Origin of the sequence: Streptomyces sp. NPDC057743, from assembly GCF_042798755.1 — a bacterium.
Taxonomy (GTDB): domain Bacteria; phylum Actinomycetota; class Actinomycetes; order Streptomycetales; family Streptomycetaceae; genus Streptomyces.
The window spans coordinates 17,514-43,422 of record NZ_JBHVJX010000016.1; the positions used below are offsets into that span (position 1 = coordinate 17,514).

The 25,909-nt window shown below is 72.7% G+C and carries 22 protein-coding genes; 14 read left to right on the plus strand and 8 right to left on the minus strand.

What is annotated here, in order from left to right; genetic code table 11:
* Nucleotides 1-13 precede the first annotated feature (13 nt).
* Both ACFVFQ_RS19640 and ACFVFQ_RS19645 read right to left on the minus strand, forming a co-directional pair.
* Nucleotides 14-592, minus strand: coding sequence for a hypothetical protein (locus ACFVFQ_RS19640; RefSeq protein ID WP_383417461.1), 579 nt, complete (start codon nt 590-592; stop codon nt 14-16).
* Between the two features lie 118 nt (nt 593-710).
* Nucleotides 711-1,502, minus strand: a complete 792-nt coding sequence (locus tag ACFVFQ_RS19645; RefSeq protein WP_383417467.1) for an RDD family protein — start codon at nt 1,500-1,502, stop codon at nt 711-713.
* 255 nt (nt 1,503-1,757) lie between these two features.
* Here ACFVFQ_RS19645 and ACFVFQ_RS19650 point away from each other — a divergent pair, with 255 nt between their 5' ends.
* The 7 genes from ACFVFQ_RS19650 to ACFVFQ_RS19680 all read left to right on the plus strand — a co-directional run bounded on the left by ACFVFQ_RS19650 (nt 1,758) and on the right by ACFVFQ_RS19680 (nt 9,277).
* Complete coding sequence (locus ACFVFQ_RS19650) at nt 1,758-2,618, plus strand: bifunctional methylenetetrahydrofolate dehydrogenase/methenyltetrahydrofolate cyclohydrolase (protein WP_383417470.1); 861 nt, start codon at nt 1,758-1,760, stop codon at nt 2,616-2,618.
* Between the two features lie 134 nt (nt 2,619-2,752).
* Nucleotides 2,753-3,181 (plus strand): DUF3017 domain-containing protein, encoded by a 429-nt coding sequence (locus ACFVFQ_RS19655; protein WP_383417473.1) that lies wholly within the window; start codon nt 2,753-2,755, stop codon nt 3,179-3,181.
* 125 nt (nt 3,182-3,306) lie between these two features.
* Nucleotides 3,307-4,527, plus strand: coding sequence for an NADP-dependent isocitrate dehydrogenase (locus ACFVFQ_RS19660; protein ID WP_383417478.1), 1,221 nt, complete (start codon nt 3,307-3,309; stop codon nt 4,525-4,527).
* Nucleotides 4,528-4,940: 413 nt separating this feature from the next.
* A complete protein-coding gene (locus tag ACFVFQ_RS19665; RefSeq protein WP_383417484.1) occupies nt 4,941-5,930 on the plus strand; it encodes a malate dehydrogenase in 990 nt (329 codons plus the stop codon).
* A gap of 244 nt (nt 5,931-6,174) precedes the next feature.
* Entirely contained in the window at nt 6,175-7,998 is a 1,824-nt protein-coding gene (locus ACFVFQ_RS19670; RefSeq protein ID WP_383417487.1) for a hypothetical protein, read from the plus strand.
* 1 nt (nt 7,999) lies between these two features.
* On the plus strand, nt 8,000-8,383 hold the full coding sequence (locus ACFVFQ_RS19675) for a hypothetical protein (protein WP_383417490.1): 384 nt from the start codon (nt 8,000-8,002) through the stop codon (nt 8,381-8,383).
* 96 nt (nt 8,384-8,479) lie between these two features.
* Nucleotides 8,480-9,277 carry a hypothetical protein gene (locus tag ACFVFQ_RS19680; protein ID WP_383417493.1) on the plus strand — a complete coding sequence of 266 codons (798 nt, stop codon included), beginning with the start codon at nt 8,480-8,482 and terminating at the stop codon, nt 9,275-9,277.
* 60 nt (nt 9,278-9,337) lie between these two features.
* Here ACFVFQ_RS19680 and ACFVFQ_RS19685 read toward each other — a convergent pair whose 3' ends face one another.
* The 3 genes from ACFVFQ_RS19685 to ACFVFQ_RS19695 form a co-directional block, all read right to left on the minus strand.
* Nucleotides 9,338-9,547: a DUF5988 family protein gene (locus ACFVFQ_RS19685; protein WP_383417496.1), complete on the minus strand. Its 210-nt coding sequence runs from the start codon at nt 9,545-9,547 to the stop codon at nt 9,338-9,340.
* A 57-nt stretch (nt 9,548-9,604) separates the two neighbouring features.
* Nucleotides 9,605-10,198 carry a Uma2 family endonuclease gene (locus tag ACFVFQ_RS19690; protein ID WP_383417499.1) on the minus strand — a complete coding sequence of 198 codons (594 nt, stop codon included), beginning with the start codon at nt 10,196-10,198 and terminating at the stop codon, nt 9,605-9,607.
* A 99-nt stretch (nt 10,199-10,297) separates the two neighbouring features.
* Entirely contained in the window at nt 10,298-11,092 is a 795-nt protein-coding gene (locus ACFVFQ_RS19695; protein WP_383417502.1) for a hypothetical protein, read from the minus strand.
* A gap of 292 nt (nt 11,093-11,384) precedes the next feature.
* On the opposite strand from ACFVFQ_RS19695, the gene ACFVFQ_RS19700 reads away from it, so the two are divergent.
* From ACFVFQ_RS19700 to ACFVFQ_RS19725, 6 genes are all read left to right on the plus strand, one after another.
* Nucleotides 11,385-12,902 carry an aldehyde dehydrogenase family protein gene (locus ACFVFQ_RS19700; RefSeq protein ID WP_383417505.1) on the plus strand — a complete coding sequence of 506 codons (1,518 nt, stop codon included), beginning with the start codon at nt 11,385-11,387 and terminating at the stop codon, nt 12,900-12,902.
* Nucleotides 12,903-12,988: 86 nt separating this feature from the next.
* The gene (locus ACFVFQ_RS19705) at nt 12,989-14,530 is read left to right on the plus strand and encodes a GMC family oxidoreductase (RefSeq protein ID WP_383417508.1); all 1,542 of its coding nucleotides are present in this window, start codon (nt 12,989-12,991) and stop codon (nt 14,528-14,530) included.
* The gene (locus tag ACFVFQ_RS19710; RefSeq protein ID WP_383417511.1) at nt 14,530-15,804 is read left to right on the plus strand and encodes a betaine/proline/choline family ABC transporter ATP-binding protein; all 1,275 of its coding nucleotides are present in this window, start codon (nt 14,530-14,532) and stop codon (nt 15,802-15,804) included. Before ACFVFQ_RS19705 ends, ACFVFQ_RS19710 begins: the two co-directional genes overlap by 1 nt.
* Nucleotides 15,804-15,974, plus strand: a complete 171-nt coding sequence (locus tag ACFVFQ_RS19715) for a hypothetical protein (protein ID WP_383417514.1) — start codon at nt 15,804-15,806, stop codon at nt 15,972-15,974. Before ACFVFQ_RS19710 ends, ACFVFQ_RS19715 begins: the two co-directional genes overlap by 1 nt.
* Nucleotides 15,971-17,965 (plus strand): ABC transporter permease, encoded by a 1,995-nt coding sequence (locus ACFVFQ_RS19720; RefSeq protein WP_383417517.1) that lies wholly within the window; start codon nt 15,971-15,973, stop codon nt 17,963-17,965. Before ACFVFQ_RS19715 ends, ACFVFQ_RS19720 begins: the two co-directional genes overlap by 4 nt.
* Nucleotides 17,966-17,967: 2 nt before the next feature.
* On the plus strand, nt 17,968-18,975 hold the full coding sequence (locus tag ACFVFQ_RS19725) for an ABC transporter substrate-binding protein (RefSeq protein ID WP_383417520.1): 1,008 nt from the start codon (nt 17,968-17,970) through the stop codon (nt 18,973-18,975).
* Nucleotides 18,976-19,106: 131 nt separating this feature from the next.
* Here the strand turns inward: ACFVFQ_RS19725 and ACFVFQ_RS19730 are convergent, their stop codons facing one another.
* Together ACFVFQ_RS19730 and ACFVFQ_RS19735 are read right to left on the minus strand one after the other, a co-directional pair.
* A complete protein-coding gene (locus tag ACFVFQ_RS19730) occupies nt 19,107-19,847 on the minus strand; it encodes a BPL-N domain-containing protein (protein ID WP_383417523.1) in 741 nt (246 codons plus the stop codon).
* A gap of 5 nt (nt 19,848-19,852) precedes the next feature.
* Nucleotides 19,853-23,989: a Pls/PosA family non-ribosomal peptide synthetase gene (locus ACFVFQ_RS19735; protein WP_383417526.1), complete on the minus strand. Its 4,137-nt coding sequence runs from the start codon at nt 23,987-23,989 to the stop codon at nt 19,853-19,855.
* Nucleotides 23,990-24,257: 268 nt separating this feature from the next.
* Between ACFVFQ_RS19735 and ACFVFQ_RS19740 the strand changes: the two genes are divergently transcribed.
* Entirely contained in the window at nt 24,258-24,470 is a 213-nt protein-coding gene (locus ACFVFQ_RS19740) for a hypothetical protein (RefSeq protein ID WP_383417529.1), read from the plus strand.
* A gap of 23 nt (nt 24,471-24,493) precedes the next feature.
* Here ACFVFQ_RS19740 and fabV read toward each other — a convergent pair whose 3' ends face one another.
* The gene (gene fabV, locus ACFVFQ_RS19745) at nt 24,494-25,711 is read right to left on the minus strand and encodes an enoyl-[acyl-carrier-protein] reductase FabV (protein WP_383417533.1); all 1,218 of its coding nucleotides are present in this window, start codon (nt 25,709-25,711) and stop codon (nt 24,494-24,496) included.
* Nucleotides 25,712-25,909 lie beyond the last annotated feature (198 nt).

The window sequence follows — 25,909 nt, forward strand, 5'->3', positions numbered from 1 at the left end:
TGCTGCGCGCGGGTCAGTAACGCGGCCGGTTGAACCAGGCGTTGCCGTCGTCCCGGCTGACGAAGACCACCACCAGGATGCCCAGCACGGTGTGCACCAGGCCGATCGGGAAGCTGAGGAAGCTCAGCACGATGGTGCCGACGCCGAAGACGATGGTGCCGACGCGAACGCCCTTGCCGCCGTTGCCGAACTGCGCGGCGAGCGTGATCGCGGCCACCGTGAACGCCACGATGACCACGATCGCCGCGATCAGCAGGCCCTTGCCGACGTTGAACGCCGACATGTCCGCGTAGGGCGACGACGATGCCTGGTGCGACGCCTTGCTGATGCCGCCCAGCCCGACCACCGCCAGGACCAGCCCGACGACGTTCAGGGCGGCGAGCACGAACAGCAGCACCCGGGCCGCCTTCACACCGCCCGGCATCGCCGTCGGGTACGGCAGCTGCGCCGGCTGCATCGGACCGCCCGGGTACGCGCTGTACGGGGCCATGGGCTGCTGCGGCTGCTGCGGCTGCGGGGGCTGCTGGGGGTAGCCGTAGCCGGGCTGCTGGCCCGGGGGCGGGCCGTAGGGATTGGGGTTGGGATAACTCACGAGCGGTGTCCTTCAGGCGACTTGAGGCGGTATCGACGAGCGCCACGAAGGCCCCCGGTCGCTGCTGCGCGGGGGCCTTCGTGGGCTTTTGCGGGCGTCCGTTCGGCCCGTAACGGCATTACTTGGGAGCCTGGACGACCACGGTGGTGACGATCTTGTCCGCGAACGTCTGGTTCTTCTCGTCCCACAGCGGCCACAGGTAGCCGATGTAGCAGGGCAGGCCGTCGACGATGTGGCAGAGCTTGCGCACGAAGGCCATGCCGAAGCCGATCGGCTGGCCGGTGGCCTCACTGACCACCTTGATGCCCAGGGCCTTCTTGCCCGGGGTCTGGCCGGTGCTGCCTTCCTTGACCAGGATGAAGATGCCGCCGGCCAGGGCGATCAGCGCACCGAGCAGGATGAGCAGGATGGCGCCGACCGGCGTGCTGCTCGACGACTGCGCGGCGGTGGCCGCGTTGTGGATGCAGTTGAAGTCGCCCGGCGGGCAGCTGGAGTAGTCCGGGATGGACGAGGCGGCCGAACTGGCCGTCATCGCCATGCCGATGCCGTAGAGGATGCTCGGGATGAGCCCGACGATCAGGCCGTCGAGGAGGGCCGCACCGACCCGCGCGCCCCAACTCGCGTACCCCGTAGGCATTCCAGGCATCCCCGGCATGCCCTGCATCCCCGGCTGGCCGTAGGGGCTCGCCGGCTGCTGCGCGTAGCCGTAGCCCGGTTGACCGCCCTGCTGCGGGGGGACCTGGCCCTGCTGCGGGTAGCCGTACTGCGGCTGGCCCTGCGGGGCGCCCTGCTGGGGGTAGCCGTAACCAGGCTGACCACCCTGCGGGGGGACCGGGGGCTGCTGGCCGTACGGCCCCTGCGGGGCCTGCGGCGGCTGCCCGTAAGGGTTGTTCGGGTCACCGAAGCTCATGCTGTTGTTTTCCTCCGTTGAATGCCAGTGGGGGACGACGCGGCGCGACTCGGAGGAAACACAGGTTGATTCATGCGATGCATGGCCCGCCCCCGACGATGCCTGCGGCACTGCGCGTCAATCCTTCTAGGTGAGGATTCCGTCTGTCCAGTCAAGGCGGTCAGCTTTTGTCCAACCGCAATGATCGTTTCCGGACAACTGCCGTTCGCGCGCCCTGATTGGAACACGGGTGCCTCCATCCGGGAGGATGGGGGTATGACTGCCCAGATTCTGGATGGCAAGGCCACCGCCGCCGCGATCAAGTCCGAGCTCACCGCCCGCGTGGAGGCGCTGAAGGCCAAGGGTGTCACCCCGGGCCTGGGCACCCTGCTGGTCGGCGACGACCCCGGCAGCCGCTGGTACGTCAACGGCAAGCACCGGGACTGCGCCCAGGTGGGCATCGCGTCCATCCAGCGCGAACTGCCCGCGACCGCCACCCAGGAGGAGATCGAGGCCGTCGTCCGGGAGCTCAACGAGAACCCCGAGTGCACCGGCTACATCGTCCAACTCCCGCTCCCCAAGGGCATCGACGCCAACCGCGTCCTGGAGCTGATGGACCCGGCCAAGGACGCCGACGGGCTGCACCCGATGAGCCTGGGCCGCCTCGTCCTCGGCATCGAGGGCCCGCTGCCCTGCACCCCCTACGGCATCGTCCAGCTGTTGCGCCGGCACGACGTGGAGATCAAGGGCGCGCACGTGGTGGTCGTCGGCCGCGGCATCACCATCGGCCGCCCGATGCCGCTGGTGCTCACCCGCAAGTCCGAGAACGCCACGGTCACCCAGTGCCACACCGGCACCCGCGACCTCTCCGCGCACCTGAAGCAGGCCGACATCATCGTCGCCGCCGCCGGCGTGCCGCACATCATCAAGCCCGAGGACGTCAAGCCGGGCGCGGCCGTCCTGGACGTCGGCGTCAGCCGCGACGAGCACGGCAAGATCGTCGGCGATGTGCACCCCGGCGTCGCCGAGGTGGCCGGCTGGGTCGCCCCCAACCCGGGCGGCGTCGGCCCGATGACCCGCGCGCAGCTGCTGGTCAACGTCGTCGAGGCGGCGGAGCGCGCGGCCGCCGGCCGCTAGCCGGCGACGGGCCGGCCGGGGCACCGGCCGGGACGTGCGAGCCTGGAAGGGCCGCCGCCCGCGCGGCACCACACCCGTACGACGACTTGATCCGCGACACCGACCAGGACACCGGAAGGGGCTGACCGCCAAAGATGGCTGCCGAAGTGCACTCGGAGGGCGCATCCGAGCCGCAGCGCACCTCGCGCCGCTTTCCGCAGCTGACCCGCGACACGGCCCGCCCTGAAGGCGGCGGCCGGGCCGCCTCCGGCGACTACCCGGCGCCGGCCCGGCAGTGGCCGCTGCTCAGCGTGCTGGGCGGGGTCGGCCTCGGGCTGCTGCTGGTCGCGCTGGGCGCGTTCCGGATCGGCAGCATCGTGATCGGGCTGTCCCTGATCGGCGGCGCCGTGCTGCGCCGGATGCTGCCGTCGGTGGGGATGCTGGCCGTCCGGTCCCGCTTCACCGACCTGCTCACCTACGGCGGGCTGGGGTTCGTGATCGTGATCCTGGCGATGATGGTGCAGCCCAAGCCGTGGATCCACGTCCCGTTCCTGGACGACATCGTCCACTTCACGGTGCGCTAGCCAGGGCGCTTCCGAGACCCTCCCGCGGCGCCGCGGCACGCCTCGTGCCGTAGCGCCGCGGGCTCGTGTGACGCGGGTAACTTGGCGACGTCCGGGGGGTGCCCCAACCGCGAGAGGGACGTCTCATGGCCAAGATCAAGGTTGCCCGTCCCGTCGTCGAGATCGACGGCGACGAGATGACCCGCATCATCTGGTCGTCCATCAGGGACCGGCTGGTCCTCCCGTACCTCGACGTCGAGTTGAAGTACTTCGACCTCGGCATCGAGAACCGGGACGCCACCCGTGACCAGGTGACCGTCGACGCCGCGCACGCCATCCAGGAGCACGGCGTCGGCGTCAAGTGCGCCACCATCACCCCGGACGAGGCCCGGGTCGAGGAGTTCGGCCTGAAGGCGATGTACCGGTCGCCGAACGGCACCATCCGCAACATCCTCGGCGGCGTGATCTTCCGGGAACCGATCATCATGGCGAACGTGCCCCGGCTGGTGCCCGGCTGGACCCGGCCCATCGTCGTCGGCCGCCACGCCTTCGGCGACCAGTACCGCGCCACCGACCTCAAGGTCCCCGGCCCCGGCACCCTCACCCTGACCTTCGCCCCGGCGGACGGCGGGGAGCCGACCGAGGTGGAGGTGCACGACTTCCCGGGCCCCGGGGTGGCGCTCGCCATGTACAACCACGACGACTCGATCCGCGACTTCGCCCGGGCGGCGTTCCGTTACGGCCTGGACCGCAACCACCCCGTCTACCTCTCCACGAAGAACACGATCCTGAAGAAGTACGACGGCCGCTTCAAGGACCTCTTCCAGGAGGTCTTCGACGCCGAGTTCCGGGCCGAGTTCGAGGCCCGCGGCCTGACCTACGAACACCGGCTGATCGACGACATGGTGGCCGCGGTCCTGAAGTCCTCCGGCGGCTACGTCTGGGCCTGCAAGAACTACGACGGCGACGTCCAATCCGACATCGTCGCCCAGGGCTTCGGCTCGCTCGGCCTGATGACCTCGGTCCTGATGACCCCCGACGGCCGGACCATCGAGGCCGAGGCGGCGCACGGCACCGTCACCCGGCACTACCGGCAGCACCAGCAGGGCAAGGCCACCTCCACCAACCCCATCGCCTCGGTCTTCGCCTGGACCCGCGGCCTGGCGCACCGCGGCGAGCTGGACGACACCCCCGAGGTGACCCGCTTCGCGCACACCCTGGAGCGGGTCTGCGTGGAGACCGTCGAGGGCGGCCAGATGACCCGGGACCTGGCGCTGCTGATCGGGCCGGCCCAACCCTGGCTCACCACCGACCAGTTCCTGGAGGCGCTGGACGCCGGCCTGCAGAAGGCGATGGCGCCCGCCTGATCCGCGGCGGGAGGCGGGGCGTTCACATCTGGCCGGGATTCGCCGCCCCCGGCGGGCCGTCGGGAGAGAAGGGGGATTGCCCGGCCCGATCCCGGGCATGCGCTCCACAACCCCCCACGGGTGTGGCACAACCGCCGGCCGCCCGCGCTACCCCTCCGAGAGCGGGCGGCCGCCGCGCCCGACCGGGCCGCCGGCCACCGCGCGTACGCGGGCGGCGAGGCGGCCCGGTCGGTCCGCCCGTGACGTCCGGTGAGGTGTCCCACACCGGCCCGTCGTCTGGGCGGGACGGGGGTCCGATAGCCTGACGGCCAGGTCTCTCGATACCAAGAGACCTTGATAGATGGGCAGGGACACCCACCGCCACCCAAGGTGGTCCAGGGGCTTGCCCCCGGAATACCGCGCAGGAGATCGCCATGACCCGCACTCCCGTCAACGTCACCGTCACCGGCGCCGCCGGCCAGATCGGTTACGCCCTTCTCTTCCGCATCGCCTCCGGCCAGCTCCTCGGCGCGGACGTGCCGGTCAAGCTGCGCCTCCTGGAGATCCCGCAGGGCCTCAAGGCCGCCGAGGGCACCGCGATGGAGCTGGACGACTGCGCCTTCCCGCTCCTCCAGGGCATCGAGATCACCGACGACCCGAACGTCGCCTTCGCCGGCGCCAACGTCGCGCTGCTCGTCGGCGCCCGCCCCCGCACCAAGGGCATGGAGCGCGGCGACCTGCTGGAGGCCAACGGCGGCATCTTCAAGCCGCAGGGCAAGGCCATCAACGACCACGCAGCGGACGACATCAAGGTCCTGGTCGTCGGCAACCCGGCCAACACCAACGCGCTGATCGCCCAGGCCGCCGCCCCGGACGTGCCGCGCGAGCGCTTCACCGCGATGACCCGCCTGGACCACAACCGCGCGCTGACCCAGCTCGCCAAGAAGACCGGCACCCCGGTGTCCGAGATCCGCCGCCTGACCATCTGGGGCAACCACTCGGCCACCCAGTACCCGGACATCTTCCACGCCACCGTCGCCGGCAAGAGCGCCGCCGAGCAGGTCAACGACGAGGCGTGGCTGGCCGACACCTTCATCCCGACCGTCGCCAAGCGCGGCGCGGCGATCATCGAGGCCCGCGGCGCGTCCTCCGCCGCCTCGGCCGCCAACGCCGCCATCGACCACGTCCACACCTGGGTCAACGGCACCGCCGACGGCGACTGGACCTCCATGGGCATCCCCTCGGACGGCTCCTACGGCGTCCCGGAGGGCCTGATCTCCTCCTTCCCCGTCACCACCAAGGACGGCAAGTACGAGATCGTCCAGGGCCTGGAGATCAACGAGTTCTCCCGCACCCGCATCGACGCCTCCGTCAAGGAGCTGGCGGAGGAGCGCGAGGCGGTCCGCGCGCTCGGCCTCATCTGACGCCACCACCGGCGCACCGCCGCAGCACGCACGAGCCCGCACGGCCCAACGGCCGTGCGGGCTCGGCGCTTTGACGTCCCCTCGGGTACGGAACCGCGCTGACAGTGTGCCCTCGGCTCCTCTATGCTGCGGAATCCTTCACACGTCCGGGTGAAGACGGCCGCCGGTGGAACTGGCCCGCCGCCCGGGCGCGTTGAGGCGGATAGACGCGGCGACGCGCACACGGCAGCTACGGGGGAGGCCGATGAACGGTAACGACGTGCCCGCACAGTCAGAGGGGCCCGCACAGCCAGGCGGTTCAGAGGGGCCGCCACGGCTGAGCAAGGAGCCCCCGGCCGCCCCGCCGCCCGCGCCGCTCCCCGCCGTCCCACCCGGTGCCAGCGAGGCCACCCGCCTGCTGTGCGCGGGGACTTACCTCGACGACGCCTACCGCGACGCCGTCATCGACGAGCTCTACGTCCACGAGGAGCGGTTCGCCGCGCCCTCCCTGGGCATCGACGCGGCCCGGGTGCTGGCGCACGCCCTGCGCGCCCGCCGGCTCGAACTGGGCTGGGCCGCGGCCGTCCTGGGCGTCTGGGTCCTGGCCGCCCTGCTCTCCCAGGGGCTGGCGATGGCCTATGTCATCCCGGTCGCCCTGACGGGCCTGGGCCGCTTCGTCCGCCGGGCGCCGGTGCCCGCGTGGCTGGCCCTGGGCCTCTCCTTCCTCTTCCGCTGGTACGGCCGACTGACGCTGCTGATGCTCCTCGCGGTGTTCATAGCGACCGCGTTCGGCGGTGGCTCCCTGGGGAGTTGGACGGACTGGTCGGGGACCGGCCTGCTGCCCGGCTCCTCGCCCTCCGAGTTCTCCGGCGGCGGGCTGTCCGGCGACTACGCGGGCCTGGGCGGCAGCCCGTCCGACGGCGGGTCCGCCTTCGCGGTCTGGGTGGCGCTGCTGCTGCCGGTGCTGATCGCCGCCCTGGTCGCCCTCCAGCGGGGCCAGTTCGCCCGGTCGCTCGCCGGCGAGCTCTCCCCACAGCGCTTCCCGGACGTGATGGCCGACCCCGCCGAGCGGTCCGAGGGCATCCGCTTCCTGCGGCTGCGGCAGCGCATCCGCACCGAGCAGCACGGCCCGATGGTGCTGTACCGCGCCGCCGACCCGTTCTGCGGCGCCGGCGAGCCGTTCAAACCCTGGTCGCTGTCGGTGGAGTTGGTCCCCGCGCAGGACCGCCCGACCGAACCGCTCGACAACGGCGCGATCCTGGCCCGCATCGTCCCGCGGGTCGAGGCGCTGCGCGCCCCGTCGGGCCCGCCGAGCACCGCCTCGCTGGTCCGCGACCGGCTGCGCGGCCTGGAGATCGACGAGTGCGTCTTCCTGCCCGCCGACGGCCTGTTGACCCGCGCCGACGCGCCCTACGACGCCACCGGCTTCGAGGAGCACCGGGCCGCGGCCGTGGAGGAGGGCGGCGAGACCCGCCGGCACTTCCTGCGCATCCGGGTCGGCGGTTGGAACGAGGGCGTGGTCACCACCGTCTTCGTCCGGGTCCACACCCAGGGCGGCATGCTGATGCTGGAGGTCGCGCCGCACGTGCTGTGGCCGCTGCGCCAGCTCTACCAGGACGCCGACCGGATCGCCCACCGCCACCGCCACCACGACCACTTCGGCCGGGCGGTGTGGGCGCTGACCCACGCCCCGCGCGCGTCCGGCGAGGCGGTCCTGAGCCTGCTGCGCGGCGCGCGCTCCACCTGGCGGCTGCTCACCGGGGGCCACCGCGCCGCCCTCCCCGAGGGCCCGGCCCGCTCCGTCCGCGAACTGGGCTCGAACGGCGATGCCTCGCTCTTCCAGGACATGGACGTCGCCCGCTACCTGCGGACGATCCAGGCGCGGGTGGCGGCCGGCGTCACCACCGCGCTGCGCGACGCCGGTTACCGCACCGAGGAGTTCGAGCAGCGGATCGTGCACGTCGCCGACGGCGGGGTCTACGTCGAGTCCGCCCAGGGCGCCGTCGGCATCGGCGACCACAACACCGTCACCCACCACGGCGCCCCCACCTCCGCGGGCGACCCCGCATCCCAGAAGGGCAGGTCCTGACGTGGCACCGTCCGACGCCTCCGACAAGGGCATCCACATCGAGAACGCGCAGGGCGCGATCTCCATCGGCAACCACAACACCGTCACCCACATCGGCGACAACGTCCGGGGCGCCCCGCCCGCCGTCGACCCGGCCCAGGAGGAACTCCTCCGGGTCGTCCGCGAGCTCCGCGCGGATCTCGACCGGTTTGTGCGCACCCCCGAGGCGCAGGCGCTGAGCACCGAACTCGCCGACACCGAGGGGGAGATCACCGGCACCGGCGCCGCGACCCCCGGCCGGCTGGCCCGGCTGCGCACCGCGCTGGCCGACGCCAGCGCCGTGGTGGGGTTGGCGTCGTCCGGCGCCGCGGCGGTCCAGGCGGTCGGCGCCCTGCTGGGGGGCTGACCGACCGTGCCCCAAGGCCCCAAAGCGCGCTGGAATCCCGACACCCAGTCCTGGGAGACCGGCCCGTCGCGCCCCGCCCGGCCGTACACCGGCCCGATGCCGCCCCGCCCCGCCGCGCCGCCACCCCCGTCGCACGCCCCCGGCCCACCCGCGCCCGAGTACCCGCCGGCGCACCCGTACGCCACGGAGCAGCCGTACGCCACGGGGAGCGAGCCCGCGGTGGTCTCCGGCCGCCGGACCCGGGCGCTGATCGCCGCCGCGGTCGTCGCCGTCCTCGCGGCCGGTGCCGGCGGCGGCTACCTCCTGTGGGGCGGCGGCCCGGCCGCCCCACCCGCCGCCCACCCGAAGGTCTCCGCGAGCATCGCCACGACGGGCAGCACCGCCACGACGGGCCCCGCCGGGCCCGGTTCCGCGACGCCCACCGCCGACGCCTCGGCCTCCGCCACGGCGATCCCCAGCGGCTACCATCTCGCCCACGACGAGAAGGGGTTCAGCCTCGCCGTCCCCGACGGCTGGCAGCGCGAGGTCCGTTCCACCGGCGTCTTCTACACCTCGCCGGACACCCGCAGCCTGCTCCAGATCTTCCAGATCACCGAGCCCGGCCTCAGCCCGCAACAGGCCCTGGAACAGGCGTCGAAGGGCCTCGCCGGCAACCCCGGCTACGAGGAGATGGGCATCGAGCCGCGCCAGGGACCCCCGGGCCCCACCGGCTACCAACTCACCTACGCCTACAACAGCGACCGCCTCGGCCTGCGGGTGCAGGCCGTCGACTGTGCCTTCACCGCCTCCGACGGCCGGCAGTTCGCGGTGCTGGTGCTGGGCCCGGCGTCCGACTGGCCGCGGCAGCAGGAGATCCAGCGGATCGCGCTGGGCGCGTTCACCCCCGCCTCGTGAGCCGCGGACCCGCCTCGTGAGCCGCGGCCCGGCCGCCCGGGCCGCGGCCACCGGCCGTCGCTATCCGGGGAGTTCGGTCCGCTCCCACCACTCGTAGACCGGCAGCCGCCCGTCGGCGGTGTCCCACTCCCGGGGCGTCGGCCGGAAGTGCTCGTAGCCGCCGCGGTAGGGGACCTTCAGGTCGCCCCCGTCGGGATCCACTTCCACGATCCGCTCGCTGATCCCCTCGGGACCGCCCTGGAGAACTGCCTTGGGTGCCTTGCTCGCCATGGCGGCAGTTTCTCGCGCGCCGCTCGGGGGCCGGGGGCGGCTCGCCGGGGGCGGCGGTCAGTCCCGGGGGAAATCCGCCGTCGAGAGGGTCATCCCGAGGGGGGTGTCGGTGAGGTTGATCGATTCGCCGTAGGTGACGGTCAGGTCGCGCTTGTACTCGCCGTCCTGAGGGTGACTGAAGACGCGGCAGCGGCCGGTGTAGGGGTCGGCGATGAGGTAGACGGGCACCCCGGCGTCGGCGTACGCGTGCTTCTTGGGGTCGTAGTCGTTCATCCCGGTTCCCTTGGAGACGACCTCCGCCACGAACTCGACGTCCTGGTAGCGCCAGCGGCCGTTCTCCGTCTTGGCGTTGTCGGCCAGCTTGAGCATGTCCGGGCAGAAGCCGTTGCGATCGCCGGGGAAATCGATCCGCACGTCCGAAAGCAGCTTGGCCTGCCGGCCGAAGTGGTCTTCGAGCGCCCACAGAATCCGGCGGATGGTCTGCCAATGGACGTCCCGCTGCGGCGTCATGAACACGTTCCCCTCGACGATCTCGACCTTGTATCCCTCGGGGACGGGCATCCGCTCCAGCCGATCGAAGAGATCGTCCAATGTCAGCTCACCGGGCAAGGCCATCTCGATCCTGTCGGTCCGCTCAAGGCTGATGGTCATCGTGCCGCTCCTCCCCGCTCCGCCGCGGGATGCGGGGAGCCGCACGGTTCAACGATACGTGTGTGCGAACGACACGGCGTGGAGCGGGAGTTGGGGGTGTCAGACGCTGTGCTGTTCGCCGCCGCCCTCCAGGACGGAGATGTCGGCCGTCTTGGCGGGGTCGGGGGTGTGTGAGGGGACCGGGCGGTCGTAGTTGCTCAGCAGCACGGTGCCGGTCTCGCCGTCGACCTCGGTGGTGAGCTTCCTCGGGTAGTGGGTGCCCTCGATGGTGACGTAGACGGTCTGGGTGGCGTCCTTGGCCTTCTTGATGATGGGCAGGACGCGGGTGCCTTCCTGGGTGGTGGGGCGGCCCTTGGTGAGGGTGACGGAGGGGTTCGACGGGGCCTGTGGGGCGGTGGGCTGCGGGGCCACCGACTTCTGGAAGGCGGTGAGGTCGCAGGCGGTGGCGAGGCTCTTGAGGAAGTCGTCGTCGGTGGTGCCGTGGAGGTAGCGGTCCCGGTAGGTGCGGGCCGCCGTGTTGCCCTCGTCGCCGGGCAGCTGGCTCTTCCAGAAGGCGGCGTCGGGCTTGAGCCAGACGTCCTTGCCGCGCTTGATCAGGTCGACCCGGCCGAGCGGGCCCTTGCTGATGTTGCCGGCGCAGTTCCCGGCCCGGTCGAGGGTGAGGTCCAGCTTGGTGGCGTCGGCGCTGGACTCGGTGCGCAGCCGTAGCGACTTCGCGCCGAGCAGGGCGTGCAGGGCGTCGTCGGAGACCTGCTGGGCGGACTCGTGCGCGAGGTCGCCCTCGTCGCCCGAGCCGTCGGCCGGGGTCGCGGGGCCGGCGGCGCACACGGCGGCCACGGTCGCGGCGGCCGCTCCGCAGGTCAAAGCGGTGAAGGTGCGGCTTTTACGGGGCATCTCGGCACCTTTCAGTAGGAAAGGCGCTCCCAGGGGACCGCTGCGGGCCGTCCGGAAGGCTCCTTGGCGGGCATACGGCTATTCAGGGTACTTTCCGGGCTATTCGGGCGCATGCGGAGAAGTCTGGCACCTTCGGGTGACTCGGGTCACTTTCGATGAATGTTTGGGCATAGGAGCGCGGGTTTGGGTTAGGGGTCCCCGTTGCTGGCGGGCCAGAGGTTGAACCAGTGCATGCACTGCGCAGCCGGGTCCGCCGGCCGCGCAGATCGAAAACGGAAGGCAGAAGGACGTCGTGTCGGCAACTGAGACAAACGAGACCATTCACGTAGCTGGCGAGTGGCGGGCGGCCGCCGCAGGTGCCACGCGGGAGGTCCTGGACCCCGCCGACGCGACGACGCTCCAGGTGGTCGCCGAGGGTGGCGCCGAGGACGCGGATGCGGCCGTCGCGGCGGCCAAGGCGGCCTTCGCCGGCGGTACCGGGGAGTGGCCCCGCACCCCCGTGGCCGAGCGGGCGGCGCTGCTGCGCCGGGTCGCCGACCTGCTCCAGCGCGACCGCGAGCAGATCGGCCTGATCGAGAGCCGGGACACCGGCAAGACCCTGGAGGAGGGCCGGGTCGACGTCGACTGCGTGACCGACGCCTTCCGGTACTTCGCCGACCAGGTCGTGGGCGAGAGCGGCGGCCGGGTCGTGGACGCCGGCTCCGCGGACATCCACAGCATCGTGGTGCACGAGCCGGTGGGCGTCTGCGCGATGATCACCCCGTGGAACTACCCGCTGCTCCAGGCGAGTTGGAAGATCGCCCCGGCGCTGGCGGCCGGCAACACCTTCGTCATCAAGCCGAGTGAGGTCACCCCGCTGTCGACGGTGTACCTGATCCGGCTGCTGGTCGAGGCGGGCCTGCCGGCCGGCGTCGCCAACATCGTCACCGGTGCCGGCCTCCCGGTCGGCCAGCGGCTGGCGGAGCACCCGGACGTGGACCTGTTCTCGTTCACCGGTGGCCTGGCCAGCGGGACGAAGGCGGGCGCGGCGGCGGTTGCCGGCGCCAAGAAGATCGCGCTGGAGCTGGGCGGCAAGAACCCCAACGTGGTGTTCGCCGACGCCTGCGCGACCGACGAGGGCTTCGACACCGCCGTCGACCAGGCGCTGAACGCGGCCTTCATCCACAGCGGTCAGGTCTGCTCGGCCGGCGCCCGGTTGATCATCGAGGAGTCGGTCCGGGACCGCTTCGTCGCCGAACTCGCCCGCCGCGCCGAGAAGATCAAGCTCGGCCGGGGGACCGAGGAGGGCGTGGAGTGCGGCCCGCTCGTCTCCCAGCAGCAGCTCGACAAGGTCGAGGCGTATGTCGCCTCCGCGCTGGAAGAGGGTGCCAAGCTGCGTTGCGGTGGCGCCCGCCCCGAGCCCAGCGACGTCCGGCCGGCCGGCGGCTACTTCTACCAGCCCACCGTGCTGGACGGCTGCCACCGCGAGATGAAGGTCGTCCGTGAGGAGACCTTCGGGCCGATCCTCACCGTCGAGACCTTCACCACCGAGGACGAGGCCATCGCGCTCGCCAACGACACCGAGTACGGGCTGGCCGGGGCGGTCTTCTCCGCCGACACGGCCCGCGCGCGCCGGGTCGCCGCGCGGCTGCGGCACGGCACCGTGTGGATCAACGACTTCCACCCCTACCTGCCGCAGGCCGAATGGGGCGGTTTCGGGAAGTCCGGCATCGGGCGCGAGCTCGGCCCGACCGGACTCGACGAGTACCGGGAGAGCAAGCACATCTACGAGAACCTGCGCCCCGAGCCGGTCCGCTGGTTCGCCGGCTGACCCGTACGTCCTGGCCCCTCCCCCCGGCCCGGGGCCGCTCAACACCCCGGGCCCCGCGCGCACTTCGCAGTAAGGAGCACCTCCCCATGCCCGTGTACGACTACGTCGTCGTCGGCGGTGGAACCGCCGGTTCCGTCATCGCCTCCCGACTCGTCGAGGACCCGAACACCACCGTCGCGGTGATCGAGGGCGGCCCCTCCGACATCGACCGCGAGGACGTGCTGACGCTGCGCAAGTGGCTCGGCCTGCTCGGCGGTGACCTGGACTACGAGTACACGACCACCGAGCAGCCCCGCGGCAACTCGCACATCCTGCACAGCCGCGCCAAGGTCCTCGGCGGCTGCTCGTCGCACAACACCCTGATCTCCTTCAAGCCGCTGCCGTCCGACTGGGACGAGTGGGAGGCGGCCGGCGCCACCGGCTGGGGCGCCGAGGCCATGGACCCCTACTTCGGCAAGCTGCGCAACAACATCGTGCGGGTGGCCAAGAAGGACCAGAACCAGATCGCCACCGACTGGATCGAGGCCACCAAGAACGCCCTGGGCGTCCCCGAGGTCGTCGGCTTCAACGACCAGCCCTTCGACGAGGGCGTCGGCTTCTTCGACCTCTCGTACCACCCGGAGAACAACAAGCGGTCCTCCGCCTCCGTCGCCTACCTCCACCCGCACATGGAGGCCGGCGACCGCCCCAACCTCACGCTGATGCTGGAGACCTGGGCGACGAAGCTGGAGCTCGACGGCACCCGCGCCAAGGGCGTCCACGTCCGCACCAAGGACGGCGAGGAGGTCTACGTCGAGGCCGCCCGCGAGGTGCTGGTGTGCGCCGGTGCGGTGGACACCCCGCGGCTGCTGATGCACTCCGGCATCGGGCCGCGGAAGGACCTGGAGGCGCTGGGCATGGAGTGCGTGCTCGACCTGCCGGGCGTCGGTGAGAACCTGATCGACCACCCCGAGTCGGTCATCGTCTGGGAGACCAACGGGCCGATCCCCGGCAACTCCGCGATGGACTCGGACGCCGGTCTGTTCGTCAAGCGGGACCCGGACCACAAGGGCCCGGACCTGATGTTCCACTTCTACCAAATCCCGTTCACGGACAACCCGGAGCGGCTGGGCTACGAGCGCCCCGAGCACGGCGTCTCGATGACCCCCAACATCCCCAAGTCCCGCGCCCGCGGCCGGCTTTACCTGACCTCCGCCGACCCCGAGGTCAAGCCCGCGCTGGACTTCAAGTACTTCGAGGACGAGGGCGACTACGACGGTCAGACCCTGGTCGACGGCATCAAGCTGGCCCGTAAGATCGCGCAGGCCGAGCCGTTCAAGAAGTGGCTCAAGCGCGAGGTCTTCCCCGGCCCCGAGGTCACCGACGACGCCGAGATCAGCGAGCTGGTCCGCAAGGCCGCGCACACCGTCTACCACCCCGCCGGCACCTGCAAGATGGGCGCCAAGGACGACGCGCTCGCGGTCGTCGACCCGGAGTTGAAGATCCGCGGCCTGTCCGGCATCCGGATCGCCGACGCCTCCGTCTTCCCGACCATGCCCGCGGTGAACCCGATGCTGGGCGTGCTGATGGTGGGGGAGAAGTGCGCCGAACTGCTCCGCGAGGCCCCGGCTCAGGGGGGTGAGGCGTGATGGCCAGCGCGCCCGCCGATACCACCGCCGAGAAGAACGGCGAGAAGAACGCCGACAAGGCCGCCGACAAGGCCGCCGAGAAGGTCGCTGACCAGGCCGTCGAGAAGAACGTCGAGAAGAACGTCGAGAAGAACGTCGAGAAGAACGCCGAGAACGGTGTCGAGGCCACTGCGGTCCCCGATCTCCGTGCCGGGGACGCCGGTTCGGCCGCCGACGAGCAGCCCTCGGTGTTCTCCGTCCGCAACCTGTGGAAGGTCTTCGGTCCCAAGGCCGAGCGGATTCCCGAGGACGCCTCGCTGACCGGGCTCAGCGCCCAGGAGCTGCGCGAGCAGACCGGCTGCACCGCCGCCGTCCGCGATGTCTCCTTCGACGTCCGCAAGGGCGAGGCGTTCGTGGTCATGGGGCTCTCCGGCTCCGGCAAGTCCACCCTCGTGCGCTGCCTGACCCGGCTGATCGAGCCGACCAGCGGCACCCTGGAGATGGACGGCGAGGACGTCCGCGCCATGGACCGCACCGCGCTGCGCGAACTGCGCCGCCGCCGGGCCGCCATGGTCTTCCAGCACTTCGGACTGCTGCCGCACCGCACGGTGTTGGACAACGTCGCCTACGGCCTGGAGATCCAGGGCATGGGCAAGGCCGAACGCCGCGAGCGGGCCGCCGAGATGGTGCAGAAGGTCGGCCTGGCCGGCCTGGAGAAGCGCCGTCCCGGGCAGCTCTCCGGCGGTCAGCAGCAGCGCGTCGGGCTGGCCCGCGCGCTCGCCGTGGACCCCGAAGTCCTGCTGTTCGACGAGCCGTTCAGCGCCCTGGACCCGCTCATCCGGCGCGACATGCAGGAGGAGGTCGTCCGCCTGCACGTCGAGGAGGGGCGGACGATGGTCTTCATCACCCACGACCTCTCCGAGGCGCTGCGGATCGGCGACCGGATCGCCCTGATGCGGGACGGCGAGATCGTCCAGCTCGGCACCCCCGAGGAGATCGTCGGCTCGCCGGCCGACGACTACGTCCGCGACTTCGTCCGGGACGTGCCGCGCGAGCAGGTGCTGACCGTGCGCCGCGCGATGCGCCCCGCCGAGGCCGGCGAGGCCGCGGAGGGCCCCGCGCTCACCCCCGACACGCTGATCTGCGACGCCATCGAGGCGGTCGCCCGCACCGGCGGCCCCGTCCGGATCGTCGACAACGGCCGCTGCCTGGGCATCGTCGACAGCACCTGCCTGCTGAACGTGGTGGCCCGGAACTCGGCGCCGTACGACGAGCCGGGGGAGGTGGCCGCCTGATGTACGCCGCCGCTCCCTACCGCGGTGCCGTCCGCGCCGTCATACCCCGCGCGCCCGCGGCCGGCCCCCGGGCCCGGCTGCGCGCCGTCCTGCTCCGCCAGTGGCGCCACGCCCAGCGCGCCGCCGCGATGAACGTGCCGGCCGGCACGGTGAAGCGGGGTCGGGCATGAGCACCGCCGCACCCCCCACCGCCGGCGGCCTGGGCGCCGTCGGCAAACCCGGGCTCCTCCAGGGCCTGTTGCGCCGCCGTGGCCTCGCCAAGCTCCTGCTGCTCGCCGTCGCCGCGGCGGTGTTGATCCCCCTCATCGAGGCCAAGTGGCCGGGCGCCGGCTGGCCCAGCGCGCTGACCGTCGACGTCTCCGGGCCGCTCGACCACGCCAGCAACTGGATCATCGACAACCGCGACAGCAACTGGCTGTTCGTCTACGTCCTCGGTCACCTCAGCAACGCCGTGGTGCTCTCCGTCCGCGCCGTCTATCTGGTGCTGCTGGCCCTCGGTTGGACCGGTGTGACGGCCGGCGTGACGCTGCTGGCCTGGCGCGTCGCCGGCCTGCGGATCGCCGCCGTCGCCCTGGTGTCCTTCCTGGTCAGCGGGGCGCTGGGGATGTGGGTCCCCACCATGCAGACGCTGGCCCTGATGATCGTGGCGGTGCTCGCCTCGGTCGTGGTCGGCGCCCTGCTCGGCCTGGCCGCCGGCCTCTCGCCGCGGCTGTTCAAGGTCCTGCGTCCGGTCCTGGACACCATGCAGGTGCTGCCGGCCTTCGCGTACCTGCTGCCGGTCGTCATGATCTTCGGCATCGGCGTGCCGGCCGCGCTGCTGGCCACCGTGATCTACGCGGCGCCGCCGATGGCCCGGCTCACCGCGCTCGGCCTGCGCGGCGCCGACGCCGGCGTGCTGGAGGCGGTCTCCTCGCTCGGCGCCACCGGGCGCCAGCGCCTGTTGACCGCCCGGCTGCCGCTGGCCCGCAAGGAGCTTCTGCTCGGCCTCAACCAGACGATCATGATGGCGCTGTCCATGGCCGTGATCGCCTCGATGATCGGCGCCGCCGGCCTCGGTGACCGCGTCTACCAGGCACTCGCCTCGGTCGACGTCGGCACCGCGCTCGCCGCCGCCATCCCGATCGTGCTGCTGGCCATCGTCATGGACCGCACCACCGCCGCGGCGGGCGAGAAGCTGGGCGCGAACCCGTCCGCCGGCCGTCACCGGCTGCTGACCGGCTGGCCCGCCTGGGTCGGGATCGCCGTGCTCACCGCGGCGTTCGCGCTCGTCGGCCGGCTGGCCGGTTCCACGATCTGGCCCTCCGGCGCGACGTTCGCCATCGCCCGCCCGGTCAACGACGCCAAGGAGTGGATGGTGGGCCACCTCTACTCCGGCGTCCCGGTCGTCGGCGGCACCGCCGACTGGGCCGCGCACTTCACCAACTGGGTGCTCAACCCGCTGCGCGACGGCCTGACCGCCCTGCCCTGGTACGGCGTGCTGCTCATCGTCGCCGCGCTGGCCTGGCTCATCGGCACCTGGCGCACCGCGCTGACCGCCGTCCTGGCCATGGCCGTCATCGGCGCGCTGGGCGTGTGGGGCCCGTCCATGGACACCCTCTCCCAGGTCATCGCCGCCCTGGTGGTGACCCTGGTCCTGGGCGTCGGCATCGGCGTCCTGGCCTCCGGCAGCAAGCGCTTCGAGGCGTTCCTGCGGCCGATCCTGGACGTCATGCAGACCATGCCGCAGTTCGTCTACCTGATCCCGGTCGTCGCGCTGTTCGCGGTGGGCCGCGCCCCGGCCGTCGCCGCGGCCGTGGTCTACGCCCTGCCGGCGGTCATCCGGATCACCACCCAGGGGCTGCGCCAGGTGAACCCCGGCGCGATGGAGTCCGCCAGTTCGCTGGGCGCCACCCGTTGGCAGACCCTCCGCCAGGTCCAACTGCCGCTGGCCCGGCCCGCGTTGCTGCTGGCCGTCAACCAGGGCGTGGTCCTGGTCCTCGCCGTCGTCATCATCGGCGGCCTGGTCGGCAGCGGTGCGCTCGGCTACTCGGTGGTCGCCGGCCTGGCCCGCGGTGACCTCGCCACCGGCCTGGTCTCGGGCATCGCCATCGTCTGCCTGGGCCTGATGCTGGACCGGGTCACCCAGCCCACGGAACGGCGCACGACCGGGAAGGGAGCCTGACCATGTCCCGCACCTCGAAGCGCACCCGGACCCTGGTCAGGGCGCTCGCCGCCACGGCCGCGACCGGCGCGCTCGTCGCGTCCCTGTCCTCCTGCGGCAAGGCCGACATGACCAAGCAGGGGTCGCCGTTCGCGGCCGCCGCGGGGTCCAAGTCGGTCACCCTCTCCGTCCAGACCTGGGTCGGCGCCCAGGCCAACGTGGCGGTGGCGAAGTACCTGCTCGAACACGAGCTGGGCTACCACGTCGACACCGTCCAGGTGGACGAGATCCCCGCCTGGGACGCGCTCAGCCAGGGCCGGGTCGACGCCATCCTGGAGGACTGGGGCCACCCCGACCAGGAGAAGCGCTACGTCCAGGACAAGAAGACGATCACGGCGGGCGGCCCCAACGGCGTCACCGGCCACATCGGTTGGTGGGTGCCCAAGTACTGGGCCGACGCCCACCCCGACGTCACCAACTGGAAGAACCTCAACAAGTACGCCGACCAACTCCGCACCTCGGAGAGCGGCAACAAGGGCCAGCTGATGGACGGTTCGCCGTCCTACGTCACCAACGACAAGGCCCTGGTGAAGAACCTCAAGCTGAACTACCAGATCGTCTTCGCGGGCTCCGAGGCCGCGCAGATCACCCAGATCCAGCAGTTCGCCAAGCAGAAGAAGCCGTTCCTCACCTACTGGTACGAGCCGCAGTGGCTCTTCAACCAGGTGCCGATGGTGGAGGTCAAGCTCCCGAAGTACACCGACGCCTGCGCGGCCAAGGGCACCAAGGACCCGAACTCCATCGACTGCGCGTACCCCACCACCCCCCTCCAGAAGTACTTCAACACCGACTTCGCCAAGGGCAACAGCACCGCGGCGCAGTTCCTGAAGAACTTCCGCTGGGACAAGAAGGACCAGAACGAGGTCTCCGAACTCATCGCCTCCAAGGGCCTGTCCGCCGACGAAGCGGGCAAGCAGTGGGTCCAGGAACACCCGGACGTCTGGAAGCAGTGGCTGCCGAAGAAGAAGTAGCCACCACACTGCCGCCGCGACGACGGCAGCACCGGACGTCGCGCACGTGACGTCGTGAACCGCATCGGGCGGGTCCGTTGATCAACGGACCCGCCCGATGCGTGTGGTGGCCGCCCGGTGACGTCCCGGCCTCAGTCCGCCAGCAGTTCGTTGACCAGGTCGACGGCGAGGTCGTGGGTGTGGTGGACCGGGAGGCTCTCGTCGAGGAACCAGTCGTCGGTGGCCTCGGGGTGGGGGCCGACCACGGCGATGCGGCCGGTGCCGCAGGGGGCGACGACGGCGGCGATGGTGCCGTTGGGGTAGGTGGCCAGGACGGTGGCGTCGGCGCCCGGGTCGAGGAGGAAGTGCGGGCCGTCCTGGAAGAAGACGGTGCGGGGTTGGCCGCGCCATCGGGTCTCGACGACGGTGTCGCGGTCGTGGGTGACGGTGGCGCCGGGCGTGACGATGTACTGGTCGGTGTTGCCGGGGAGCAGGTCGAAGCCCGGGTCGTCGCCGGCGAGGTAGCCGCCGAGGCAGAAGCCCAGGTAGCGGCCGCCGCCGTGGACGTAGTCGCGGATCTGGTCGGCGTGCTTGTGCATGCGGCGGTAGGCGGGGGCCAAGGAGCCGCCGCCGGGCTGGGCGTAGAGGTGGGCGTGGGCCAGGGACGTGGCGGAGAGCGGGATGTCCTCGTGCGGGCCGGTGTAGCGGACGTCGAGGTTCCAGGGGCCGGCGGCCAGCAGCTCGGCGACCGCCTCGGAGCAGCCGGCGGGGCGGGCGGCCGGGCCGCGGTAGACCAGCGCCAGGGGGCGGTCGCCGGGGGCGGGCAGCGGGGGCGTCTTCGGGGTGGCGAGGGTGCGGCGCAGGGAGTCGAGGAAGCGGGTGGGAGGGGTCATGGCGTTCACCGTGCGGGAGTGGGGGTGGGATGGTCGGTGGTGCGGAGGGCCAGGCCCTGGGCGGGGACGCCGCGCCAGGCCGTGCCGGGGGTGAGGTACTCGCCCTTCATGACCAGGGAGAGGGCGTCGAGCCAGACGCCCTCTCCCACCACGCCGTCGTAGAGCACGATCGCACGGCTCCCCACGGTGGCGCCCGCCCGAACGGTCACCTTTGACATCTTCATGACCCGGTCCTCGAACAGGTGCGTCTGGAGGCTCACGCCCGGGCCGACCGCCGCGTCGTCGCCGACGTCGACCAGGTCGAACTCGGTGAGGAAGGTGGTGCCCAGCCACGTCCGGCGGCCGATCCGGGCGCCGAAGAGGCGGAGGGCGGGCGGCAGGAACGGGGTGCCGGTGAGGGCGGCGAGGCCGGCGGGGACGGCGGCCGCCTCGTAGAGACCGGTGACGAACTCGGTGCGGCGGACGAACCAGCTCCACAGCGGCTCGACGCGGGGCCGGTAGCGGCCGACGACAAGGAACTTGAGCGCTGCGCAGGCGACGATGACGGCCAGGCCGGCGGACATGAGGAGAAGCGGGGCCAGGAGCAACGGGGCGGTCGGGTGCGGGGCGTGGGCGAGGCCGGAGAGGGCGAGGAGGAAGAGGAAGGTGGCGGCGCCGATGAGGGCCGCCGGCGCGGTGGCGCGGAGGTACTCGATGGCCAGGCGGTGGCGGACCGCCCGGCGGGTGGGCCGGAAGGTCAGCTCCTCCGGGTAGCTGCCGCTGCTCTGGCGCCGCGGGAGGTGGATGGCGGGCGAGCCCAACCAGGAGGTGTCGGGCGGCACTTCGGCGCCGGGCGGGACGGTGCCGACGCCGATCAGCGAGCCCGGCCCGGTCCGGGTGCCGGCCGGCAGGTACGCGGCGTTGCCGACGAACGCGCGGCGGCCGACCTCGGTGCGCCGGCAGTCCACCCGGCCGCCGGCGAACGCGGCGCCGCCGACCCCGGCCATGTCCGCGACGAACGAGCCCTCGCCGAGCGCCAGCAGGTCCGGGTCGAGGTGGGCGGCGGTGGAGACCTCGGCGCCGCGGCCGATCCGGGCGCCCAGCAGCCGCAGCCAGGGGACCGTGTAGAGGGTGGCGTAGAGGGAGTTGGTGAGGGCGAGGCTGGACTCCAGCAGCTTGTCGGAGAACCACTTGCGGACGCCGAGCGCCGAGCGGACCGGGTGGCTGCCGACCGGGGTGCGGGCCAGCACCACCCGCTTGGCCAGCGCGATCGCGGCGCAGACGGCGAGCACGTAGAGCGGGGCGGCGACGACCAGGGTGGCGGCCAGGGCGGGCCCGCTGCCCCAGACCAGCCAGCAGCACCACACCAGCGCGGCGCCCGGCGCCACGACGACCAACGGGAGGACCTCCAGGAAGGCGGTCCCCAACAGCGCGGCGGCGACGTACCGGGGCCGGCCGGGTTCGGTCGTGCCGCCGGCCCGCAGCAGCTCCTCGACGGCCGGGGCCAGCGCCGGCACCGGGGACGGCGGCGAGCCGGCCCACCGGGCACCGGGCGGCACCACCTCGCCCTGCCCGAGCACCGACTGCTCGCCGAGCCCGGAACCCGCCGCCATCCGGGCGCCCGGCTCCAGCACGGCGTGTGCCCCGACGTAGGCGCGCGGGCCGATGTCGATCGGGGCGACGATGACCCAGCCGTCGGCCACCCGCCAGGCGCGCAGCGTCACGCCGTAGCCGACCGAGGCGTCCGCGCCGATCCGGACCAGGGACGGCAGCGGCACCACGCCGGTGGCGATCGTCGTCCGCGGCCCGATCCGGGCGCCCAGCAGCCGCAGGTAACGGCCCATCAGCGGGGAGCCGCTGAGCACCGGCAGCGGGCCGAGGCTCAGCAGCAGGCCGAGCGCCCACAGGCGCAGGTAGGTCCCGCCCCACAACGGGTAGCGGCCCGGCCGGATGCCGGCCGCCAACGGGCGGGCCAGGGCCACCGGCAGCAGCCAGCGGACCCCGAAGTAGCCCACCAGGGTGGCCAGTACGGGCCGCACCGGGATCGGGGTGCGGCCGGTGAACTGCCCGCCCTGCCGGCTGAAGACGACCGCGAGGGGGAGGGTCATGAGGAAGAGCAGGAGGTAGAGCGCGGCGGCCTGGACCAGGCCGGCGGCGGCGATCCGGGCGCCGCGGTGTCGTAGCGGGCGGGGGCGGGTGGTCGGTGAACCGGCCGCGGCGTAAGGGGCGTTGGCGGCGCCCGCGCGGTCGTCGTCGGCCCGGTCGCCGCCGTCCGCGGCCCCGGCGGCCGCCTTCGGGGCGCTCGACGCGTCCAGGTGGGCCGCGAGGCCGCGCACCGTCGGGTGGGCGTAGACATCGCGCAGCGCGACGCCGGTGTCGCCCCCGATGCCGCGGGTGCGCAGCAGCGAGACGACCTGGGCGGCGAGCAGCGAGTGCCCGCCGAGGTCCCCGAAGAAGTCCGCCTCGGTGGAGAGCGCGTCCGGACCCATGCCGAACACCTCGGCCCACACGTCCCGCACCCGGGCCTCCATGTCGCCCCGCGGCGGCACCACGTGGCCGACCACGCCCAGCCGCCGGCCGGTCGGCGCGGGCAGCGCCCTGCGGTCCACCTTGCCGCTCGGCAGGGCCGGCAGTCGGGGGAGGACGTCCAGGAACGGCGGCACCATGTAGGCCGGGAGCCGGCTGCGCAGCCGCCGGTGCAGCCGGGCCGCCAGGGCGTCCCCGTCCGTCGTCCCGGCATCGCCGGTGTGGCCCGGCGCCAGCACGACATACGCGGACAACTCCCGGTCCCCGCCCCGGCCGTCCCGCCGTTCCGGCGTCACCAGCGCGGTCGCCGCCTCGGCCACCGCGGGCTCCTCCAACAGGACGTTGTCGATCTCGCCGAGGTCGACCCGGTAGCCGCGGATCTTCACCTCGTCGTCGGCCCGCCCCAGGAACTCGATCTCCCCGTCCGGGGTGCGCCGGCCCAGGTCGCCGGTGCGGTAGAGCCGGCCGCCGGCGGGGGCCAACGGGTGCGCGACGAAACGCTCCGCGGTCAGTTCCGGGCGCCCTACATAGCCGCGGGCGACGCCGGGGCCGCCCACGCAGATCTCGCCGACCGCCCCGTCCGGAACGGGGCGCAGCCGGTCGTCGAGCAGCGCCACGGTGTAGGTGGGCAGCGGTCGGCCGATGGTGACCGGGCGGCCCGGCCGCAGCTCCGCGACGGTGGCGGTGACGGTGGTCTCGGTCGGCCCGTAGGTGTTGAGGATCCGGCGCCCCGGCCGGCTCCAGCGCGTCACGAGTTGGGCCGGGCAGGGCTCCCCGCCCACCACGAGGGTGCGGATCCGCGGCAGCTCCCGGGGGATCGTCGCCAGCAGCGTCGGCACGCAGTAGAGGATCGTGATGCCCAACTCCTCCAGGGAGTCGGCGAGTTCGGCGCCGAGCCGGCCCGGGCCGGCGCCGGCCGGGCCCGCGACCAGGGTCGCGCCGACCGTCCAGGTGGGCCAGATCTCCTCGATGGAGAAGTCGAAGGAGAGGGTCATGCCCTGGTAGACCCGGTCGTCCGGCCGCACGCCGTAGGCGGCCGGCACGACGGCGAGGAAGGTGCAGACGCTGGAGTGCGCGATGGCCACGCCCTTGGGCCGGCCGCTGGAGCCGGAGGTGTACATGATGTAGGCGAGCGGGTCGTCGGGGGTGTCGTCCAGGTCCGCGGACGGTGCCGGTGCTGTCGGCGGTGTCGGCATCGGTATGGGCCGGGTGTCCGGCGCCGATGCCAGTTCCCCGGCCAGCGCGTCGAGTTCGATCACCGGCGCGGGCACGCCGGTCAGCTGCGGCGCCAGCTCCGGGACGGTCAGGACCGCGTCCACCCCGGCGTCCGACGCGATGAAGGCGACCCGCTCGGCGGGCGCCGCCGGGTCGATCGGGACGAACGCCGCGTCCGCCTTGCCCACGGCCAGCAGCGCGGCGTACATCCCCACCGACCGCGGCACCAGGACCGCGACCCGGGAACCGGCGCCGATGCCCCGCGCGCGCAGGCGGTGGGCGAGCCGGTTGGCGCGGGCGTCCAGCTCGGCGTAGGTCAGGGAGTGCCGCCCGCACTCCAGCGCCGTCGCCCACGGCGCGCGGTCACAGGTCGATTCGAAGAGGCGGTGCAGCCGCGCCGAGCCCCGCCTGCACATGGCCATGTCTCCATCGCATCGCTGATCACCCGTGATCGCATGTCCGGTCCGGGCCCGGGCCGGCGCGACCAAGGTGACCTGCGCATTCGCCGGGAAGCGGGGCGGGGGCGAGGGGTCGGACGGCCGCGTCACCCGGCGATGCCGGCGGTCACCCGATCGTATGGCGCGCCCGCGGCCCCTGCCACCGCGCACCCCGCGGCGCTCCACGCTGGAAGTCGCCCAGCCACCCCCGGGGTTCCGCTGCCCCGACCGCCCACGGAAGGTCCGGCCCGCCATGTCCCTGCCGCCGCCGCACTGCCCGACCATCGACTGCGACGACCACCTGTGGAAGGACACCACCACCACCGAGGTCCACTGGGACAACTGGCGCTGGTGGTGCCACCGTTGCGACAAGAAGTGGTACCCGACCCGCGAGCAGATCGAGCAGTACCGGCACGGGGTCGGGACGGGCCGCAGAGATCCCCGGGTGGCGGCCCGTCCGCACTGACGGCGCGGGCCGCCACCCCCGCCTCAGGCCGGCTGCCCCGGCCAGGGCACCTCGGTGGCGACCGGCGCCGCGTAGTCGACGCCGGGCACCGCGAAGCCGTAGAGGCGGTGCACCTCGCCGTGGAACCAGTCGAGGTCGGCGAGTTGCCCGATGTTCCGTGTCGTCGCCGCCCGCCACCGCTCGCCGACCGCGGCCTGCACCTCGTCGGTCAACTCCCAGGTGTCCAGCCGGATCCGGCCCTCCCCGTCCAGCGCCAACGGGCGGACGCCGGTGAGCTGGTCCCACAGGTCGCTGAGCTGCGCGGTCGGCGGCACCATCTGCGCGCCGAGCACCCCGCGCAGCAGCCCGACGTAGAGCGCGATGCCGGGGATAGCGGTGGACGACTGGGTCACCGCGGCACCGTTGACGGAGGTCACCGCGCGCCCGCCGACCAGCTCCGACAGCCGCTTGTCCAGGGTGCGGGCGGTGGCCTCCAGGTGGGCCTTGGCGGCACCGATGGTGCCCTTGCGGTAGATCGCCTCGGTCAGCGACGAACCGATGTAGGAGAGCGCCGCGGTGGCGAACCCGTCGGCAAGCAGCCCCCGGTCGGCCAGGTGCTCGATCCACCGCTCCCAGTCGGCGCCGCCCATCACCGCCACGGTCTGCGCGATGTCGTCCTCGGCGGCCGGCGCCGTCTCCACCTCCTTGACCTCGGGCGCGCCCGCGTCGTCGAAGGCCAGCGTCCTGGTGCGGGAGGCCGCGCCGATCGGCCGGAGCACCGACGCGTAGGTGGTGCCGGTCTCCGGGTCGGTCCGGCGCGGCGCGGCCACCGAGTAGATCAGGTAGTCCAGCCGCCCGCCGAACCGCTCCACCAGCACCTCGGCGACCTGGTCCTTGAGCGCGTCGGAGAAGGCGTCGCCGTTGAGGAAGACGAAGTCCCGGCCGGCCGCGCGGGCCAGTTCGGCGGTGGCGGCGGTGCGGTACCAGCCGGCGGTGGCGGTGCGCCGCGCGGTCGCCGGCTTCTCGAAGCAGACGCCGATGCCGCGGATCCCGGCGCGCTTGAGCCCGGCCAGGGTGGCGGCCAGGCCGTAGCCGGCGGATGAGCCGATGACGAGGGCCACCGGGCCGTCGGCCGGCGGCGAAACGGTCGGGGCGGCCACGGCCTCCCACATGTCGCTCACCAACTGCCGGCACCCGGCGGGGTGGGAGTCGAGGAAGAGGAACCCGCGGCTGCGGGGACGGTCGATGACGCGGTCGGTCACGGTGGGTCCTTGGGATAGGTCGGTCGATATCGGGTGGTCTCGGTCCGGACGGGGCAGGACACCACTGATTGTCCGGATCCCGTCACCGCCCTGGCCTGCCGGCCCGCCCGAGGCGGTGGAACGGCATAGTAGGGCGCGCCCCAACAGGGGCATGACAGCAACACCGCGGCGGACCGGGCGCCCCGGCCCGCCGCCCGC